The organism is Streptomyces sp. NPDC058308, assembly GCF_042880275.1.
Classification (GTDB): domain Bacteria; phylum Actinomycetota; class Actinomycetes; order Streptomycetales; family Streptomycetaceae; genus Streptomyces.
This window is the reverse complement of the sequence record NZ_JBHVZA010000004.1, coordinates 78,120-95,160: the sequence shown is the minus strand read 5'-3', so window position 1 is coordinate 95,160 and position 17,041 is coordinate 78,120. Positions and strand designations below refer to the sequence as shown.

Below are 17,041 nucleotides of genomic sequence, written 5' to 3'. Positions count from 1 at the left end.
CGGCCGACGCCCGTCTTTGCGGCCAAAGCCGCGGCACTCAAAGCCGCCGTACTCAGAGGCGCGGGTCCACCGGCTCCGACTCCAGGGCGAGGACCGCGAACACCGCCTCGTGCACGCGCCACAGCGGCTCGCCCTCCGCGAGCCGGTCCAGGGCCTCCAGACCGAGCGCGTACTCGCGGACGGCGAGCGAGCGCTTGTGGCCGAGGAAGCGGCCGCGCAGCTTCTCCAGGTTCTCCGGCCGGGTGTACTCCGGGCCGTAGATGATCCGCAGGTACTCGCGGCCGCGGCACTTGATGCCGGGCTGGACGAGCCTGCCCTGCCCGTTCCTGACCAGCGCCGCCACCGGCTTGACGACCATGCCCTCGCCGCCGCGGCTTGTCATCTCCAGCCACCAGTCGGTGCCCGCCCGCACGGAGGCATCGTCGCCGGTGTCGACGTAGAGCCTGCGGGTGGTCTGCAGCAGGTCGGATCCCTGGCTGCTGTCGTGCTCCACCATGCGGTCGATCAGGGCCAGTTGTTCGTCGTGCGGGAGCCCGGCGAGGCTGCGGCCCCGGACCGCCAGGATCTGGAACGGCGCGAGCCGTACGCCCTCCAGGCCCTCGGTCGGCCAGCAGTAGCGGCGGTAGGCCTCGGTGAACGCGGCGGCGTCCGCGGCCCGGCCGCGCTGCCTGTGCAGCAGGTCACCGGCGTCGACGCCGCGCGCCGCCGCGGCCTCCAGGGCGGCGATCGCGCTGGGGAACGCGGCCCCGGACGCGGCGCCCACGGCCGCGTACTGCGTGCGGAGCAGCCCCGACGCCTTCAGCGACCACGGCATCAGCTCCGCGTCGAGCAGCAGCCAGTCCGTCTCAAGATCGTCCCACAGGCCCGCCTCCGTGACGGCGCCGCGCAGCCGGCCGAGCAGCTCCTCGGTGACGGCCGGATCGGCGAAGAAGGGACGGCCCGTGCGGGTACAGAGGGAACCGGTCGGGCCCCCTTCCACCCCGAAGCGGTCGCGGGCCACCTCCGCGTCGCGGCAGACAAGGACCACCGCGCGCGAGCCCATGTGCTTCTCCTCGCACACGACGCGGGCGACACCGTCCGCAGCGTAGGCGGCGAAGGCCTCGGCCGGGTGCTCCAGGTAGCCGTCCCGCTGCGACGTGGCCGTGGGCGCCATCGTGGGCGGCAGGTACGGCAGCAGCCGCGGGTCGACGGCGAAGCGGCTCATGACCTCCAGGGCCGCGGCCGCGTTCTCCTCGCGCACGGCGACGCGGCCCGCGTGCCGGGTCTCCACCGTGCGGCGGCCGTGCACGTCGGCCAGGTCGAGGGGACGTCCGTCGTGCCCGCCCGGCGCCTCGGTGCGCAGCGGCTTGGACGGTTCGTACCAGACCCGCTCCGCCGGTACGTCGACGAGCTCACGCTCCGGCCAGCGCAGCGCGGTCAGGCTGCCGCCGAAAACGGCGCCGGTGTCCAGGCAGATGGTGTTGTTGAGCCAGGTGGCGGTGGGCACCGGGGTGTGGCCGTAGACGACCGCGGCCCTGCCCCGGTAGTCCTCCGCCCACGGATAGCGCACCGGCAGGCCGAACTCGTCGGTCTCGCCGGTCGTGTCGCCGTACAGCGCGTGCGAGCGCACCCGCCCGGAGGTGCGCCCGTGGTACTTCTCGGGCAGACCGGCGTGGCAGACGACGAGCCTGCCCCCGTCCAGGACGTAGTGCGAGACAAGACCGTCGACGAACTCCCTCACCTGCGTACGGAATTCCTCGCTCTCCCCGGCCAGCTGCTCGACGGTCTCGGCGAGACCGTGCGTGTGCTGGACGCTCCGGCCCTTCAGGTACCGGCCGAGCTTGTTCTCGTGGTTGCCGGGCACGCAGAGCGCGGTGCCCGCGGCGACCATCGACATCACGCGGCGCAGCACGCCCGGGGTGTCGGGGCCGCGGTCGACGAGGTCGCCGACGAAGACCGCCGTACGGCCCTGCGGGTGGACGCCGTCGACGTAGCCGAGCTTGCCGAGCAGGGTCTCCAGCTCGGCGGCGCAGCCGTGGATGTCGCCGACGATGTCGAAGGGTCCCGTGAGGTGGGAGAGGTCGTTGTAGCGCTTCTCGGTGACGATGGCGGCGCCCTCGACCTCGGCCACGCCCCGCAGGACGTGCACCTTCCGGAAGCCCTCGCGCTCCAGGTGCTTCACCGAGCGGCGCAGTTCGCGCTGGTGGCGCTGGATGACGCGGCGCGGCAGTCCTGCCCGGTCCTCGCGTGCGGCGTTGCGCGCGGCGCAGACCTCCTCGGGCACGTCGAGCACGATCGCGATGGGCAGCACGTCGTACTGCCTGGCGAGCTCGATCAGCTGCTTGCGGCTGTCGCTCTGCACGTTGGTCGCGTCGACGACGGTGCGGCGGCCCGCCGCCAGGCGCTTGCCCGCGATGTAGTGCAGCACGTCGAAGGCGTCGCGGCTCGCGCTCTGGTCGTTCTCGTCGTCGGCGACAAGGCCGCGGCAGAAGTCGCTGGATATGACCTCGGTGGCCTTGAAGTGCCGGTGCGCGAAGGTGGACTTGCCGGAGCCGGTGGCGCCGACGAGGACGACGAGGGAGAGGTCGGTGACGGGGAGGATGCGGGGCGCGGGGGTGGGGGTGGCTTCGGGGCTGGTGGTGGTGTCGGTACTCGTGCCTGTGCTGTAGCTGCCGTTCCCGGCGCCGGTGTCGTTCGTCATGCGGCCCGCACCTCCTTCCTGGTCGTCTCGGTCCTGCCGGGCTTGCCGGTCGTCTCGGTCCTGCCGGGCTTGCCGGTCGTCTCGGTCCTGCCGGGCTTGCCGGTCGTCTCGGTCCTGCCGGGCTTCTCTGCCTTCTCTGCCTTCCCTGTCCTCTCCGTCTTCTCCGTCTTCTCGCTCCGGGTGAAGACCGCCATCTGCGTCGGCGGTCCCACTTCGGGGTCGTCGTCCCCCACGGGCACGAACTCCGCGCCGTAGCCGTGCCGTTCGGCCACCCGGTGGGCCCACGCCCGGAACTCCTCGCGCGTCCACTCGAAGCGGTGGTCCCCGTGGCGCACGTGGCCGGCGGGGAGCGACTCCCAGCGGACGTTGTACTCGACGTTCGGCGTCGTCACGAGGACCGTGCGGGGCCGCGCGGAGCCGAACACGGCGTACTCCAGGGCGGGCAGGCGCTCCAGGTCGAGGTGTTCGACGACCTCGCTGAGCACCGCGGCGTCGTACCCCTTGAGCCGCTTGTCGGTGTACGCGAGCGAGCCCTGCAGGAGTTTGACGCGCGCCGCCCTGCGCTCGCCCATGCGGTCCAGCTTCAGCCGCCGCGAGGCGACGGTCAGCGCGCGCACGGACACGTCGACCCCGACGATCTCCGTGAAGCGCGCGTCGTCGAGCAGCGCCTGCACCAACTGGCCCTGTCCGCAGCCCAGATCGAGCACCCGGCCGGCCCCCGCGGCGGTCAGCGCGGCGAGGATCGCCGTGCGGCGCCGCACGGCGAGCGGCACCGGACTCTCCTCCGTGTCGGACTCCTCGTCGACGGCGTTGTCGATCTCCTCGACGTCCGTGTCGTCCGCGTCGGCGAGCCGCGCCAGTTCGAGCCGCTCCGTGGCCTCCCGGGTCAGGGACCGGCGCCGCGCGAGGTAGCGGCTGGTGATGACCTCCTGCTCCGGGTGGCCCGCGAGCCAGCCCTCACCGGCCCGCAGCAGCTTGTCGACCTCGTCCGGCGAGACCCAGTAGTGCTTGGCGTCGTCGAGGACGGGCAGCAGCACATACAGGTGCCGGAGCGCCTCGCCCAACGTCAGCTTCCCGTCGGGCACTTCGAGTACGAGCTGTACGTACCGCGAGTCGCCCCACTCGGGAAAGCGCACGTCCAGCGGGACCGGCGTCGCCGTCACCGTCCAGCCGAGCGGCTCGAAGAGCGCCCGTACCAGCTCGGGGCCGCCGCGCGCGGGCACGGCGGGCACCTCGACGCGGAGCGGCAGCGGCCGCGCGGCCCGCTCGGGGAGCGCCTTGCACACCCCGCGCATCGCGCTGGAGAACACCGAACTCAGCGCCACGGCAAGCAGCGAAGAGGCCGCGTACGGACGGTCGTTGACGTACTGCGCCAGTGCCGCGTCGGGCGCGCCGCCGCGCCCCTTGCTCTTCCCCTTGCCGCGCCGCACGAGCGCGATGGGATCGACCTCGAGCAGCAGCGCGGCGGTGCAGCGCTCGGCGGTCGCCTCTGGGTAGACGACATGGGCGGTCCCGTGGGACAGCTTCCCGAGATAGCTGCGGTCCGGATGCTTGTGCAGCAAGAAGCCCAGGTCAGTGGCCGGGTTCTGCGCATCGCCTGTAGTCGAGATCGTCAAGAACACAGGGTCGAGTATCGCGTTCCCGCACGGCGAAGGCCACGGAGTTTGCGGGCGGCGGGCTCAAGAGCGGGGCTTTGGGGGGCCAAGATTCCGTGACGGGGCGTCGCGGGTCGATCGCCGGTTGTATTGAGATAAACGCACGCCATAACCGTTACGTACCTTATGGGTGGTCTTGATGTGAGGTGCGTAACTTCGTAGATGTCGCCGCGACGAAGTGGCGACACCCCCCACACCGAAACCGACCCGAGAGGGCCTTTTTCATCATGCGTACCGCCCGTACCCTGCGCACCACCGCCATCGCCGTCGTCGCCACCGCCGGTATCAGCCTCGGCGCCGCCTCCGGCGCCCTGGCCGCCACCGCCCCCCACGCGGCCGCCCCCACCGGCGTCAGCGTCGAGTCCGCCGCCCCCGCCCAGGGCAAGAAGGCCAAGACGGTGAAGCTGCGCGACGGCTCCACCGCCAAGGTCTACAAGCTCGGCAAGAACAAGGCCAAGGCCGTCATCTCCGGCCCCAAGGGCGGCACGCTGATCGCCCACGGCAAGAACGCCTACGCCAACCACAACGGCCTGCACATCAAGCTCACCCCGGGCGGCACGCTGACCTCCTGGATGGACAAGGCCAAGCCGAAGCCCAAGCCGAAGCCGAAGCCGGACCCGGGCAAGCGCGTCCTGGTCGCCTCCCCGAAGCTCGCCGACGGCTCCACCGCGAAGATCTACAAGCTGTCCGCCAACCACTACCAGGCCGACATCATCGGCGCCGGGGCCAAGCTCGGCAGCCTGGACGCCAACGGGCGCGCCGCCTACGGCCAGAACAACGGTCTGCACGTCGTGCTGCAGCCCGACGGCCGGCTCAGCTCGTGGGTGGACAAGGCCGGACAGGACGAGCCCGCCCCGCAGCCCACGCCGGACGACGACACCCAGCCGGAGCCCCAGCCGACCCCGGACGACGTGAAGCCGGAGCCCCAGCCCACCCCGGACGACGTGAAGCCGGAGCCCCGGCCCACCCCGGACGACGTGAAGCCGGACCCGCAGCCGCAGCCGGACACCGACGCCGTGCAGCCGCCCGCCCCGCGGTCCGCCCCGCAGTCCGCCCCGGTGGCGCACCCCGCCGCCTGATCGCGGGACACGAGCACACCGCAGGGCCCGCCCACCGGCACCTCCGGGCGGGCCCTCACCCGTGCGGCGCCCGCGACTCACCGTGCGACTCGCCGCGCGGAACCCGGTCGGCCGCACCCGGCGGGCACCCGCCGCGCCACCGGTGTCGGATGGCAGCAGCGCGGCGGGCGCCCCCTCTCCTCCCCCGACAGGGGCCTCGCCGCGCGTCGACCACCCGCACGGCCCCGGAGACCCCGACATGCGCCGCATCGTCTGCACCCTCACCGCGTCCGCCGCCCTGACCCTCGCCCCGGCCGCCACGGCGTCGGCCTGGGAGGGAGCCACCGCCTCGGTCTCGCCGTCCACCGCCGCCCCCGGCGCGACGGTGGAGATCACGGTGTCCTGCCCCAAGAGCGACCAGGAGTCCATCTCCGCCGACAGTCAAGCGTTCTCCGGCGGGTCCGTGCAGCTCGACATGTACGGGGGCGGCGGCGCGGACCCGCACGGCGGGCAGACCCAGTACCGCGGCTCGGCCGTGCTGGCCGGAGCCTCCGGCTTCGACGGCGGCGGCCCCGACGCCGTGGGCGGGCAGTCGTCGTGGGGCATCGACGGCACGTGCCCGGACGGCGAGCAGTGGAACACCGGCGTCACCGTCGCCCGGCACGCCTGGCACGGCTCCAAGGCCGGGCGGGGCGGCAGCGTCAACGCCGGAGACGCCGGACAGATCGCCCTGGGTACCGCCCTGATCGCGGGCGTCGGCTACGTGGCGTGGCGGCGCGTCAGGAACCCGGCCGCCGGGAGCTAGGACCTGCCGGGACAGGGCTGGCGGAGTCGGTACTACCCGCCGAGCCAGGGCCAACCGCCGCTCGGCGAGCCACAACCATCGGTTGTGCGTGCTTAAGGTGGACCGATGGACACCGAGGCAGTGCGATCGTTCGTCCGGGCGGCCGAGCTCGGGCAGTTTCAGCACGCGGCCGACGAGCTGGGCGTGACACAGCAGGCGGTCTCGAAGCGGATCGCGGCGCTGGAGCGAGAGCTGGCGGTCCGCCTGTTCACCCGTACCGCCCGGGGGGTGGAGCTGACCCTCGACGGCCGGGCCTTCCTCCCGCACGCGCGGAGCATCGTCACGGGCGTCGACCGCGCCACCGCCTCGGTCGGGCCGGGCTCACGGGCCCTGCGGATCGACGTCCTCGGCCTGCGCAGCGCACAGGCCGTCATCCTGCACGACTACTGGCGCGCACACCCTGGGACCGACCTCGACGTGGTGACTCTGAGGGTCGACGACCCGCGGGTGGCGGCCGCCGCCGTCCGGGCGGGCGAGGTCGACGCCTCGTTCCGCACCGTCACCGATCCCGCCGCGCTCCCGCCCGACGTACGGATGATCCACGCCTTCGACTCCCCGCTGGAACTCCTCGTCGGCCCCCGGCACCCGCTCGCCGACTCCCGCAGCCTGACCCCGGACCGGCTGCGCGAGCTGCTGATCCGGGTGCCGGGCATCGTGCCCCGGAGCGAATGGGCGGAGTTCTACGACCAGCTCGTCACCGCCTTCGGCCTCCAAATCGACGCGGCGGGCCCCAACTTCGGCAACGAGGTGCTGCTCGACGCGCTCGCGGACTCCGCCGATGTGGCCACCCTCGTCGGCGCGCGCGACCGGTACATCTGGCCGGCCGGCCACGACCTGCGGCGCATCCCGATCGCGGGCCCGACGCTCGCCTACCCGCTCTCCCTCCTGCTCCCCCGCACCACTCCGCACCCGGGGCTCCGGGCGGTCGTCAAGCACTTCGCGGGCCTGCCGCCGCTGCCCGGGCAGGTCTGGCGCCCGGCCTAGCCGACCGGGCACTAGACTCGAACATGTGAACGAACCGCGTCCGCCGACCCGCCTCGACCTGCTGCGCTTCCTGGAACGCGTCCAGGTGGGCGACCTGAAGCGCACGCGCAGATGGATCGCGGACGAGGAGCGGCGCGAGGCCGAGCGGCGCCGCGGCGAGCAGGCCAGGCCGCCGGTCCCCGACTGGGTGATCGAACAGGGCCTCGGCGGGCGCGCCCCGGTGTACGTGCACGTCGGGGGCTGTCACATGGCGGGCAAGCGCGTACGCGGCGTCGCCCGTGAGGCGGCCCGCCGCGCCCTCGCCGAGAACGTCGACCCGCGCCCGCACTGCCGCCCCGACACCGGGCTCGGCGTGCTGGACTGAGCCGCGGCTGTCCCGGCACCCGTGCCCGGCGCCGCGGTTCTTGTAGGCCACCGGATCGAAGTTCGACGGACGCCCTCCTGCTGAACCGCGGCGGCGACGGTGCTCCTGCTGGTCACGCCGCTCAGGGACGACCGCAGTGATCCCCCGGGCCTTGAGCGTCGCTCGGATCGCGCGGGAAGAGTATGTGGCTCTGTCGACGGCTGAGGGAGGCGTTTATTGCTGAGCTCGGATGGCACCTGTGGCGCGGGAGGCCGGGAAATGTCGTTGAGATTTGATGTCACGGAGCGGCTGACTGCGGGTGGTGACAGCTGGGGGCCTGGATTCGGTTCGGCCTTGCCAGGGCTACTGTCTGGAGATCATCGCCAACGCGAGTGGCGCGGACAGCGAGTGCCGGATGAGGAGTGCCCGATGCCTGAGCTGATAGATCACCTTGAGGGCCGGCTCGGCCGCATGGGCGGTGCCTGGCCGGCCCGTGACGGGGCTCCTGAGGGCAGTCCCCAGGTGGCGTGGTTCCGGGATGGCCAGCTCCCGCGGGTCCAGGCGTTCGCCACGATCGGGCTGTTTCGGACTCCGTTGCGAGTCCGGACGTCGGATCGTCACTGCCACCTGGAACTCCTGGCCTGCGACTACTTGAAGGACGGGCAGGAGTCCGGCCCGTTGCCGGGGGTGGTGGAATTCGTGGCCGAGCGCATGGTGCAAGGTGGCCATGCAGTGTTGCGCGGGGACGTGATCCCTCTGCCGGTCCCTCTCCCGGGCGGGAGCAAGACGGCTCTCTATGCCGCCCTGCCGGTCTACTTCGACGACGACTTCTTCTCCGTGACGATCGAGAACGGCAGCGACGTCGTAATCGTCTGGTTGGTCCCCATTACTTCAGTCGAAGCCGACTTCGTCCGGGTCCAGGGCTGGCAAGCCTTCGAGCAGGCGCTCGCGGCTCAGGACCCGGACCTGGTCGACATCAACCGGGCGGGTCTCGATCTTTGACCGCTCTCCTTGGGTCGACTTCGTTCGCATGCTGACCGGGACCGATTGCCTGCTCATCCCGTAGACGCATGTTCGGCACGGGCTCGGGTGGGGTGTGGATGGTGGCCGCGTCGATGTTCGGGTTGGCGTCAAAGTCGAAGGCGCGCAGGGACTTCTCCCGCGGGACCCCGTGCTCCTCGACCAGCCGGTGAAAGATCCGGGTGACGGTGTGCCGCTGCTTGCGGGGCGCGTCCAGATCAGCCCGCAGGATCTCGTCGATCACCGCCTTGTACGGGTCCAGCGTGGTGGCTCGGGGAGGCAGCTTCATACGAGGCTCCGGCCAGGACGAATCCAACGCCTTCCGCACCGTGCGCCGGGATCAGTCAATCGTCTTGATCACCTGGGCGGGCACTCCCGCGACCACGGTGCCGGCTGGAACATCACGAGTGACCACCGCACCGGCAGCGATCACCGCACCGGCGCCGATGGTCACCCCCTGCGTGATCACGGCAGCCGTCCCGATCCAGACGTCGTCCTCGATGACGATCGGGGCGAAGGAGAGGTACTCGCGGCGCTCAGCCAGGGGTGTTGGATGGCCTCCGGTGATGAGGCTGACCTTCGGAGCGATCATGACGCCGTTCCCGATACGGATGCCTCCCTTGTCCATGAAGGTGCATCCCTGGTTGACGAAGACGTTCTCCCCGAACGTCGTGTTGAGCCCGTGCTCGGTGAAGAACGGCGGGTAGATCACCACCGACTCCGGCAGCGGGCCACCGAACACAACAGAAAGCAGTTCCGCGCGGCCTTCGCTGTCGCTGAACGGAAGCACGTTCAGTCGAGACGTCGCATCGGTCACCTCCATGATGCGGTCCGCATGACGTGCGAACTCAGGCGTCTGGACGTACATGACCTGCTCTGTGCGGGTAGACATGCGCTGATCCCACCACCGCGCAGAACGCTTGATCAAACAACCCCACACCACACCCGACACAACCAAAGGTTGTAGAAGTAGGGTAGAAGCGTGGATGTTGCAGCGCTGCGGACGTTCGTGGCCGTCGCGGAGACCGGCCAATTCCAGGCTGCGGCCGACGAGCTGGGGATCAGCCAGCAGGCGGTCTCCAAGCGGATCGCGGCCCTGGAGCGGCACATCAAGGTCACGCTCCTGGTGCGGACCTCCCGAGGCTCCCGGCTGAGCCTGGACGGGCAGGTCTTCTTGCCGCACGCCAAGAAGGTGCTGGCGGCCGTCGAGCAGGCCGAGCAGGCCGTGCACCCCGGAAGTCGTCCCTTGCGGGTCGATGTCCTCAATCGGCGCATCTCCCCGGCCCAGGTCGTCTACCGGTTCTACCGCTCCCGCCCCGGGACGGAGCTGAACGCGGTCACGCTGAGCCAGGAGAACGCCGCCCAGACTGCCCAGGCGGTGCTCGAAGGGACCGTCGACGCGTCCTTTCGTGCCCTGCCGGCAGACCAGGTCCCAGCCGGGATCAGCGCCGAACGGCTCCTGGACACACCCCTGGAGCTCCTGGTCGGACCCGGCCACCCGCTGGCCGACGTGTCCTGGGTCAGTCCTGCGGACCTGGGCGGTCACCGCATCTGGATCCCCGGGATCAGGCCGAGCACGGAGTGGGCGGCGTTCTACCAGGCGCTGTCCGAGGCCTTCGGTCTGAGCATCGACGCGCTCGGCCCCCACTTCGGCGACGAGGCCCTGATGGACACGCTGGCCGACTCGGCCTCGCTGGCCACCCTCGTCGGCAGCGGGGACCGGTATCTGTGGCCGCAGACCCACGACCTGCGGCGCATCCCGTTGCACGACCCGACCCCGGTCTACCCGCACGTGCTGCTTTCCCGCAGCGGAGACCAGCACCCCGTTCTGACCGCGCTACGCGACCATCTGCGCACCGCAGGCCCGCCCAGCCCGCATGACGTGTGGGCACCGGACTGGGTGGCCCGCTGACCGGATGACCGATTTAACAGACATGAATTAACAGACATGCCCTAGTCGCGCGTGAGCAGCCCCGCGCGCAGCCGCGCCAGGGTGCGGGCGAGGAGGCGGGACACATGCATCTGCGAGATGCCCAGGACGTGGCCGATGTCGGCCTGGGTCATCTCCTGGCCGAACCGCATCTCGATGATGCGGCGCTCCCGTTCGTCCAGCTCCGCCAGGAGCGGTGCCAGGGCGTGGAGGTGTTCGACGACCTCGATCGCGGGGTCCAGATCGCCCATCACATCGGCGAGCGAGCGGCCGCCCTTGTTCACGTCCCCGTCGTCGCCGAGGTCGTGCGGGGCGTCCAGGGATCCGGCGGCGTAACCGTTGGCGGCCACGATGCCCTCCAGCGCCTGCTCCTCGCTCACGCCCATGTCGGCCGCGAGCTCCTTGACCGTCGGTTCGCGGCCGAGCACGGACGACAGCTTCTCCTGGGACTTGGCCAGCTCGGTACGGAGCTCCTGCAGCCTGCGCGGGACGTGCACGGCCCAGCTGGTGTCCCGGAAGTACCGCTTGATCTCACCGAGGATGCAGGGGACGGCGAACGAGACGAACTCGAAGCCGCGGTCCATGTCGAACCGGTCGATCGCCTTGATCAGACCGACGGTCCCCACCTGGACGATGTCCTCCAGCTGGCCGTTGCCGCGGTTGCGGAAGCGGCCCGCCACGTAGTGCACCAGGGAGAGGTTCATCTCGATGAGGGTGTCGCGCGTGTACGTGTGGTCGGGCGATCCCTCCTCCAACGTCTTGAGCTGCTCGAAGAAGAGCTTCGACAGCTCCCGGGCGTCCTTCGGCGCGACCTGGTCCGCGTCCTCGATCCGCAGCGGTACGGCGTCCTCGCCGCGCCGCGGCCCGATGAACTCTCCCCGGTGCGGTCCGCGCAACCCGCCGCGCTGCGGTCCGACGACCTCGCCGCACCGCGGTGCCACGAACCCGCCCCGTACCCTCCTGTTCGGCTCAGTGGCCTCGTTCACGCCGACTGCCCGACGACCCATCGTCCGATCCCCTCTTGCGCTTGATCTGCACTGTTCAGCTCGCGACGACCGTGAAGGGGATGCCTTCCCGGTCCCCGAGCACCGCCTGCCGCCGGGGCCGGGGCCCCGACGGCGGTGAGATCACGCGCCCACCCCACTCCACGGCCGCGGCGGCCGCCGCGTCGACGTCGGCCACGTGGAAGCCCGTGTGCCAGCGGCGTCGGCCCTCGGAGCCCGGCGCCGCCCCGCTCCTGAGCGCGGCGACCGCGCGCCGCCCGTCCCGCACCGCGACGTGCTCGTCGACGTACTCCACGTCGCAGCCGGCGTCCGGCTCACCGGCCCAGCCGAGGACGCCGCCGTAGAAGAGGGCGGCGGCGAAGATGTCCCGCGTGTGCAGATCGAGCCGGGCGACCGGACCGCGCCCGACCGCCCAGCGGAGGTCGGGGGTCTTCTGGCGCAGGCCGAACACCGCGTCCTCCGGCCCCGCCACCACGGCGACCCGTCCGGTGCCGGTGGTCAGCGGTCCGACCGCGACGGTGGCGCCGCGCTCCCGGAGCCGGGCCACGGCGACGTCCACGTCGTGGACGAGGAAGTACGGCATCCAGCTCGCGTAGCCGCCGAGTTCGCTCGCGGACTCGCTGACGGTCCCCACCGGCGCCCCGGCCTTGAGCGCCAGGGAACGCGGCCGGCCCGCCGAACCGAGCAGCGGCACGTGGCACCAGCCGAGGACCCGGCCGTAGAACTCCTCGGCGGCCCGGAGATCGCGCGAGACCAGGCTCAGCCAGCACGGCGCTCCGTACGCCGGGCCCGAAGCTCCCGGTGGCGGGCTGCCTCCGAGGGCGGCGGGCCCGCGCTCGCCGGGCGGGACCAGGCGGAGCGCCCTGGTCTTCCAGAACGCCCGGCTCTGCGCCCACGGACGCCGGGCCTCCCGGCCCCGGTGCCCCGTATGCGAAGGGCCCCCCTCCCGGCGGGCCGTCCGTTCCCATTCGTTGTCCACACTCATGTCCCGCGGCACAGCCCACTCCCTCAACCGGTTCCTGGCGTCTGAGGTGTGGTTCCGCAGCCCGGACCCGACATACCGGGACCTTCCTCACTCACCCGGGGGGCAAAGGTCCTTGGTCCTTGTGTGGTCGCGGTCGTGGGCGCGGGCACGGGCGCGGGCACGGGCGCGGGCGCTGGGCACGGGCGCCGGGAGACGGCCGGGAGGAGGTCAGCCGGGCGCGTCCTGGGATTCGGCGACCTGGCGCAGAGTGCGGCCGCTGCGCGCGGAGCGGGCCCGCCGCGGGTCGGGGGTGCCACTGCCCTTGCCGCGCGCAGAGCCGGTCCGTACGAGCAGCCAGGTCGGCTTGGCGGACCCGCCGTCCTGCTCCTCGCGGCCGTGGAACCGGGTGAGCGCGTACTGCCCGCGCAGCTTCTCGCCGTGCAGCTCGAACGTGGCGTGGCCGTTCTCCAGGGACCGGGCGAAGGGTACGGGCCGCTTCTGCTTGTCGTGGCTGGTCGGCCGGTAGGTGCCACGGTCCCAGACGATGACCGTCCCGCCGCCGTACTCGCCCTCGGGGATCACCCCCTCGAAGTGCCGGTACTCCATGGGGTGGTCCTCGGTGGGGATGGCGAGCCTCTTGTCCCGCGGGTCGGTGGACGGCCCCTTGGGGACCGACCAGGACTTGAGCACGCCGTCGACCTCCAGGCGGAAGTCGAAGTGCATCGTGCTCGCGTCGTGGATCTGCACCACGAACACGGGCTCGTCGTCCCGCGCGGCCCGCGCGGCTCCGTCCGTCCGCGCCGCACCCTCGCCGCTCGGTTCGGCCGTCCTGTCGAAGCGCCGCTTGCCCCGGTAGGTCCGCAGACCGTCCTTCTCGCCCACGCCAGGCCCCTTCGCTTCGGGTCGCTCCTCGGTCCTCCCCTGGCGACGGTACGGGAGACCGCGACGACCGGCACGGTGTCGGTTCCCGCCCGGCTCACGTCGGTAAACGACCGCGTTGATCCGGCGACAATCGTTTATTGATCGGGGCTGGGCACCCTGTGCCCGTCGCTATTCGGGGGAAGACAGGGAACTTCAGTGTCCGATACACGCATATCGGTGGTCGTGCACGCCACCGACCCCCTCAGCCGGGCCGGAGTGATCAGCCATCTCCGGCACGAGCCCACCGTCGAGCTCCTGGAGCGGGCCGGGGACGCCCCGCAGGCGCCCGAGCCCGGCCGGGCGGCGGCGCCGTCCCCGCCCGGCCGGGTCGCCGTCATGCTCGTGGACCGCCTCGACGACCCGGCGGGCGCCGAGCTGCGCCGCCTGACCAGAGCCACCGAACAGCGCGTCGTGCTGATCGCGAGCGAACTGCGCGAGCCGGAGCTGCTCTCGGTCGTCGAGTACGGCGTACGGGCCATCCTCTGGCGGCACCAGGCGACCCCGCAGAAGCTGCTGCGCGCCGTGCACAGCGCGGCGCGCGGCGAGGGGGAACTGCCGCCCGATCTCATCAACCGGCTCATGACCCAGCTGGGCCGCCTGCGGCTCTCGGCGCTCGACGGCCCGCCGTCCTCCGCCGGTGCCCTGCCCACGCTGGGCATGGCGCCCCGCGAGGTGGACGTCGTGCGGCTGATCGCGGAGGGTCTGGACACCAAGCAGATCTCGGAGAAGCTCGCCTACTCCGAACGCACCGTCAAGAACGTCCTGCACGCGCTCATGACGCGCCTGCAGCTGCAGAACCGCGCGCATGCCGTCGCGTATGCGCTGCGGGAGGGATACATCTGATGCGACCGAACCACCTCCCCTTGCGGGCCCCCGGGTCCGGACCACGCACGCGGGGAGCCCGGCCGTGATCCACGAAGTGGACGAGGCGCTGCGCGCGCTGCTGCGCGGGGCGCTCCCTGAGGGCAGCGGCGAGGTCGTCTTCGAGGCGCCGACCCGCGACTGGGCGGCGCGCCGCAACGCGCCCACCCTCAACTCGTACCTGTACGACATCCGCGAGGACGTGGCCCGGCGCGAGCGCGGCGCGTACGCCGAGCGGGGGCCGGACGGCACCGTGCTGCGCAGGCGGCAGCCGCCGCGCTGGTTCCGGCTCTCCTACCTGCTCACCGCCTGGACCAACCGTCCCGAGGACGAGCACCGGCTCCTGTCGGCCGCCCTCGGCACCCTGCTCGCGCACGAGCTGCTCCCGCCACAGGACCTGCCCGACGCGCTCGCCGCGCTGCAGGTCACCCTGCCGCTGTCCGTCGCGGTGCCGCCGACCGAGTCCCGGTCCATCGCGGACGTCTGGTCGGCGCTCGGCGGTGAGCTGAAGCCGTCCCTGGACGTGGTGATCACCGTGCCGTTCCCGGTGTCGCCGACGTACGAGGTGGCACCGCCGGTCACCGAGGGCGCGGTCGTGGCCGTCCGCGACATCGAGGGCGAACTCGGCGAGCCGCGGCCCCGCATGCTGCGCAAGCAGCGCGAGGACGGGGCGGGGACCCGGTGAGCGCCGCCGACATGATGCTGGCGCGCCTGGAGTCGCTGCGCGGCCGCGTGGCCACGCTGGTCGAACGGCGCGGCGCGGACGACCCCACGGCGGCGGACCCGCTGCGCGGCCTCTACGTGACGCCCGAGACCGCGCACCGCCTCGCCACGGCTCCCGCGCCGGAGCCGGCCCCCGCACCGGACCCGGCCGAGACGGCGTCGCAGCCGGAGGAGGACGGGGACGCGGCCGATCCGCTGGCGGAACTGGCCCGGCGGTTCGGGCTCAGCCCGCTCGACCGGCACATCCTCCTCACCGCCCTCGCACCCGACGTCGACCGGCGCTTCGAGCCGCTGTACGGCTACCTCAACGACGACGTGGGGCGCCGCCGGGCCACCGTGGCGCTGGCCCTCGACCTGTCGGGCACCGGCCCGCACGACCCGCTCGCCCGCACCCGCTTCCACCCGCAGGCGCCCCTGCGCGCCGGTGGCCTCATCGTCATCGAGGACGAGGAGCGGCCACTGCCGGGACGTGCCCTGCGCGTGCCGGAGCGGGTGGTCGCCCAGCTGCTCGGCGACGACACGCTCGACCCGGAACTGGTCGGCCAGGACGTCGAGTTGCTGACCGGCGAGGCCGCGGCTCCGGCCCATCCGCTCGCTACCCGCATCGCCGACCTGGCCACCGGCCGGCCGCTCCTCGTCCACCTGCGCGAGCGCAGGGAGGGCACCGCGGCGGGGCCGGTGGTCGACGCGCTCCGGTCGGCCGGGCTGCCCGTCCTGCGGCACCGTCCCCCGGCCGGGCCCGGGGACGGCGCGGCGGCGACGGCCACCGCGACCGCGCTCGTGCGCGAGGCGCGGCTGCGGCGGGCCGCGCTCGTCGTGGGCCCGCTGCCGCCCGAACCCGGCGCCCTGGTGCGGTCCCTGGCGACCGGCGACATACCCGTGGTGTTCTTCGGCAGCGAGCCGTACGACCCCGGCTGGGCGCCGGACGCCGGGCTGCTCGCGCTGGACGCGCCGCAGGACGGCATCGACACGCCAGGTGCCTGGCAGGCCGAACTCGCCCGGCACGTCCCCGCGTACGAGCCGGACTTCGACCTCGGCGAGGCCGTCGCGCCGTACCGGCTCAGCGGCACACAGATCAGCCGTGCCGCGCGGGGCGCCGCCGGCCTCGCCGCCTTCGAGGGCACCCCGCCGACCGCCGCGCACCTCCAGCGCAACGCCCGGCTGCAGTCCGCGCCCCTGCTCGACAAGCACGCCCGGCGCATCCGGCCCGAGGTCGGCTTCGGCGATCTCGTCCTGCCGGACGAACCGCTCGGCCTGCTCCGTGAGCTGACCCTGCGCGCCCGGCACCGCGACAAGGTGCTCGGCGAGTGGCGGCTGCGGACCGGCGGCGGGCGCGGGCGCGGTGTCGTCGCCCTGTTCGCCGGGGACTCCGGCACCGGCAAGACGCTGTCGGCCGAGGTGGTCGCCGGTGAACTCGGCCTCGACCTGTACGTGGTGGATCTGTCGGCCGTCGTCGACAAGTACGTCGGGGAGACGGAGAAGAACCTGGAGAAGATCTTCGTCGAGGCGGACCGCACGGACGCGGTGCTGCTCTTCGACGAGGCCGACGCCGTCTTCGGCAAGCGCTCGGAGGTCAAGAGCTCGCACGACCGGTACGCCAACCTGGAGAGCGCGTACCTGCTGCAGCGCCTGGAGGCGTTCGACGGGATCGCGGTGCTGACCACGAACCTGCGGGCCAACATCGACGACGCGTTCACCCGGCGGCTCGACCTGGTCGTCGACTTCCCCTTCCCGGACGCCGAGCAGCGCGTCGCCCTGTGGCGGACCTGTCTGGCCGACACACCCTGCGAAGCGGACATGGACGAGGAACTGGCCCGGTGCGCCAAGGAGTTCGAGCTCTCCGGCGGCGCCATCCGGTCGGCCGCCGTGACCGCCGCGTATCTGGCGGCGGGGCGGGGCGGGCCGGTCAGGGGCGAGGACGTGCGGGCCGGCGCGCTGCGGGAGTACCGCAAGATGGGCCGCCTCGTGCCGGGCGGGTCGCTGCCCTGGCAGTGATCCTGAAGTGACCCACCCAAAGGCCCACCAAAAGGGGGGGCGGGTGGCGTGCTGAGCAC

Annotated in this window: 15 protein-coding genes and 1 pseudogene; 9 read left to right on the top strand and 7 right to left on the bottom strand. The window is 72.4% G+C overall.

Annotated features, from left to right (window positions below; genetic code table 11):
• Nucleotides 1-52 precede the first annotated feature (52 nt).
• Together ACFVYL_RS07715 and ACFVYL_RS07710 are read right to left on the bottom strand one after the other, a co-directional pair.
• Nucleotides 53-2,680 carry a polynucleotide kinase-phosphatase gene (locus tag ACFVYL_RS07715; RefSeq protein ID WP_389713611.1) on the bottom strand — a complete coding sequence of 876 codons (2,628 nt, stop codon included), beginning with the start codon at nt 2,678-2,680 and terminating at the stop codon, nt 53-55.
• Complete coding sequence (locus ACFVYL_RS07710) at nt 2,677-4,302, bottom strand: 3' terminal RNA ribose 2'-O-methyltransferase Hen1 (protein WP_389713609.1); 1,626 nt, start codon at nt 4,300-4,302, stop codon at nt 2,677-2,679. Before ACFVYL_RS07710 ends, ACFVYL_RS07715 begins: the two co-directional genes overlap by 4 nt.
• Before the next feature lie 260 nt (nt 4,303-4,562).
• Here ACFVYL_RS07710 and ACFVYL_RS07705 point away from each other — a divergent pair, with 260 nt between their 5' ends.
• The 5 genes from ACFVYL_RS07705 (at nt 4,563) to ACFVYL_RS07685 (ending at nt 8,566) form a co-directional block, all read left to right on the top strand.
• A complete protein-coding gene (locus ACFVYL_RS07705; protein WP_389713608.1) occupies nt 4,563-5,414 on the top strand; it encodes a hypothetical protein in 852 nt (283 codons plus the stop codon).
• A gap of 238 nt (nt 5,415-5,652) precedes the next feature.
• Nucleotides 5,653-6,198 (top strand): hypothetical protein, encoded by a 546-nt coding sequence (locus ACFVYL_RS07700; protein ID WP_389713607.1) that lies wholly within the window; start codon nt 5,653-5,655, stop codon nt 6,196-6,198.
• 105 nt (nt 6,199-6,303) lie between these two features.
• Nucleotides 6,304-7,221 carry a LysR family transcriptional regulator gene (locus tag ACFVYL_RS07695; protein WP_389713606.1) on the top strand — a complete coding sequence of 306 codons (918 nt, stop codon included), beginning with the start codon at nt 6,304-6,306 and terminating at the stop codon, nt 7,219-7,221.
• A 25-nt stretch (nt 7,222-7,246) separates the two neighbouring features.
• Nucleotides 7,247-7,585 (top strand): DUF6233 domain-containing protein, encoded by a 339-nt coding sequence (locus ACFVYL_RS07690; RefSeq protein ID WP_389713605.1) that lies wholly within the window; start codon nt 7,247-7,249, stop codon nt 7,583-7,585.
• A 408-nt stretch (nt 7,586-7,993) separates the two neighbouring features.
• Nucleotides 7,994-8,566, top strand: coding sequence for a suppressor of fused domain protein (locus ACFVYL_RS07685; protein WP_389713604.1), 573 nt, complete (start codon nt 7,994-7,996; stop codon nt 8,564-8,566).
• A 91-nt stretch (nt 8,567-8,657) separates the two neighbouring features.
• On the opposite strand, the pseudogene ACFVYL_RS07680 reads toward ACFVYL_RS07685, so the two are convergent.
• Both ACFVYL_RS07680 and ACFVYL_RS07675 read right to left on the bottom strand, forming a co-directional pair.
• Nucleotides 8,658-8,735, bottom strand: a pseudogene (locus tag ACFVYL_RS07680) (AAA family ATPase); the annotation flags it as partial.
• 189 nt (nt 8,736-8,924) lie between these two features.
• Nucleotides 8,925-9,452: a DapH/DapD/GlmU-related protein gene (locus ACFVYL_RS07675; protein ID WP_389713603.1), complete on the bottom strand. Its 528-nt coding sequence runs from the start codon at nt 9,450-9,452 to the stop codon at nt 8,925-8,927.
• Between the two features lie 114 nt (nt 9,453-9,566).
• Here ACFVYL_RS07675 and ACFVYL_RS07670 point away from each other — a divergent pair, with 114 nt between their 5' ends.
• The gene (locus ACFVYL_RS07670; RefSeq protein ID WP_389713602.1) at nt 9,567-10,496 is read left to right on the top strand and encodes a LysR family transcriptional regulator; all 930 of its coding nucleotides are present in this window, start codon (nt 9,567-9,569) and stop codon (nt 10,494-10,496) included.
• 41 nt (nt 10,497-10,537) lie between these two features.
• Here ACFVYL_RS07670 and ACFVYL_RS07665 read toward each other — a convergent pair whose 3' ends face one another.
• From ACFVYL_RS07665 to ACFVYL_RS07655, 3 genes are all read right to left on the bottom strand, one after another.
• Nucleotides 10,538-11,383 (bottom strand): SigB/SigF/SigG family RNA polymerase sigma factor, encoded by an 846-nt coding sequence (locus ACFVYL_RS07665; protein WP_389713943.1) that lies wholly within the window; start codon nt 11,381-11,383, stop codon nt 10,538-10,540.
• 172 nt (nt 11,384-11,555) lie between these two features.
• Nucleotides 11,556-12,503, bottom strand: a complete 948-nt coding sequence (locus ACFVYL_RS07660) for a VOC family protein (protein WP_389713601.1) — start codon at nt 12,501-12,503, stop codon at nt 11,556-11,558.
• A gap of 207 nt (nt 12,504-12,710) precedes the next feature.
• Entirely contained in the window at nt 12,711-13,364 is a 654-nt protein-coding gene (locus tag ACFVYL_RS07655; RefSeq protein WP_389713600.1) for a DNA polymerase ligase N-terminal domain-containing protein, read from the bottom strand.
• Nucleotides 13,365-13,559: 195 nt separating this feature from the next.
• On the opposite strand from ACFVYL_RS07655, the gene ACFVYL_RS07650 reads away from it, so the two are divergent.
• From ACFVYL_RS07650 to ACFVYL_RS07640, 3 genes are all read left to right on the top strand, one after another.
• Complete coding sequence (locus ACFVYL_RS07650) at nt 13,560-14,246, top strand: response regulator transcription factor (RefSeq protein WP_389713599.1); 687 nt, start codon at nt 13,560-13,562, stop codon at nt 14,244-14,246.
• A gap of 64 nt (nt 14,247-14,310) precedes the next feature.
• The gene (locus ACFVYL_RS07645; RefSeq protein ID WP_389713597.1) at nt 14,311-14,949 is read left to right on the top strand and encodes a DUF4255 domain-containing protein; all 639 of its coding nucleotides are present in this window, start codon (nt 14,311-14,313) and stop codon (nt 14,947-14,949) included.
• Between the two features lie 11 nt (nt 14,950-14,960).
• Complete coding sequence (locus tag ACFVYL_RS07640) at nt 14,961-16,982, top strand: AAA family ATPase (RefSeq protein ID WP_389713941.1); 2,022 nt, start codon at nt 14,961-14,963, stop codon at nt 16,980-16,982.
• Nucleotides 16,983-17,041 lie beyond the last annotated feature (59 nt).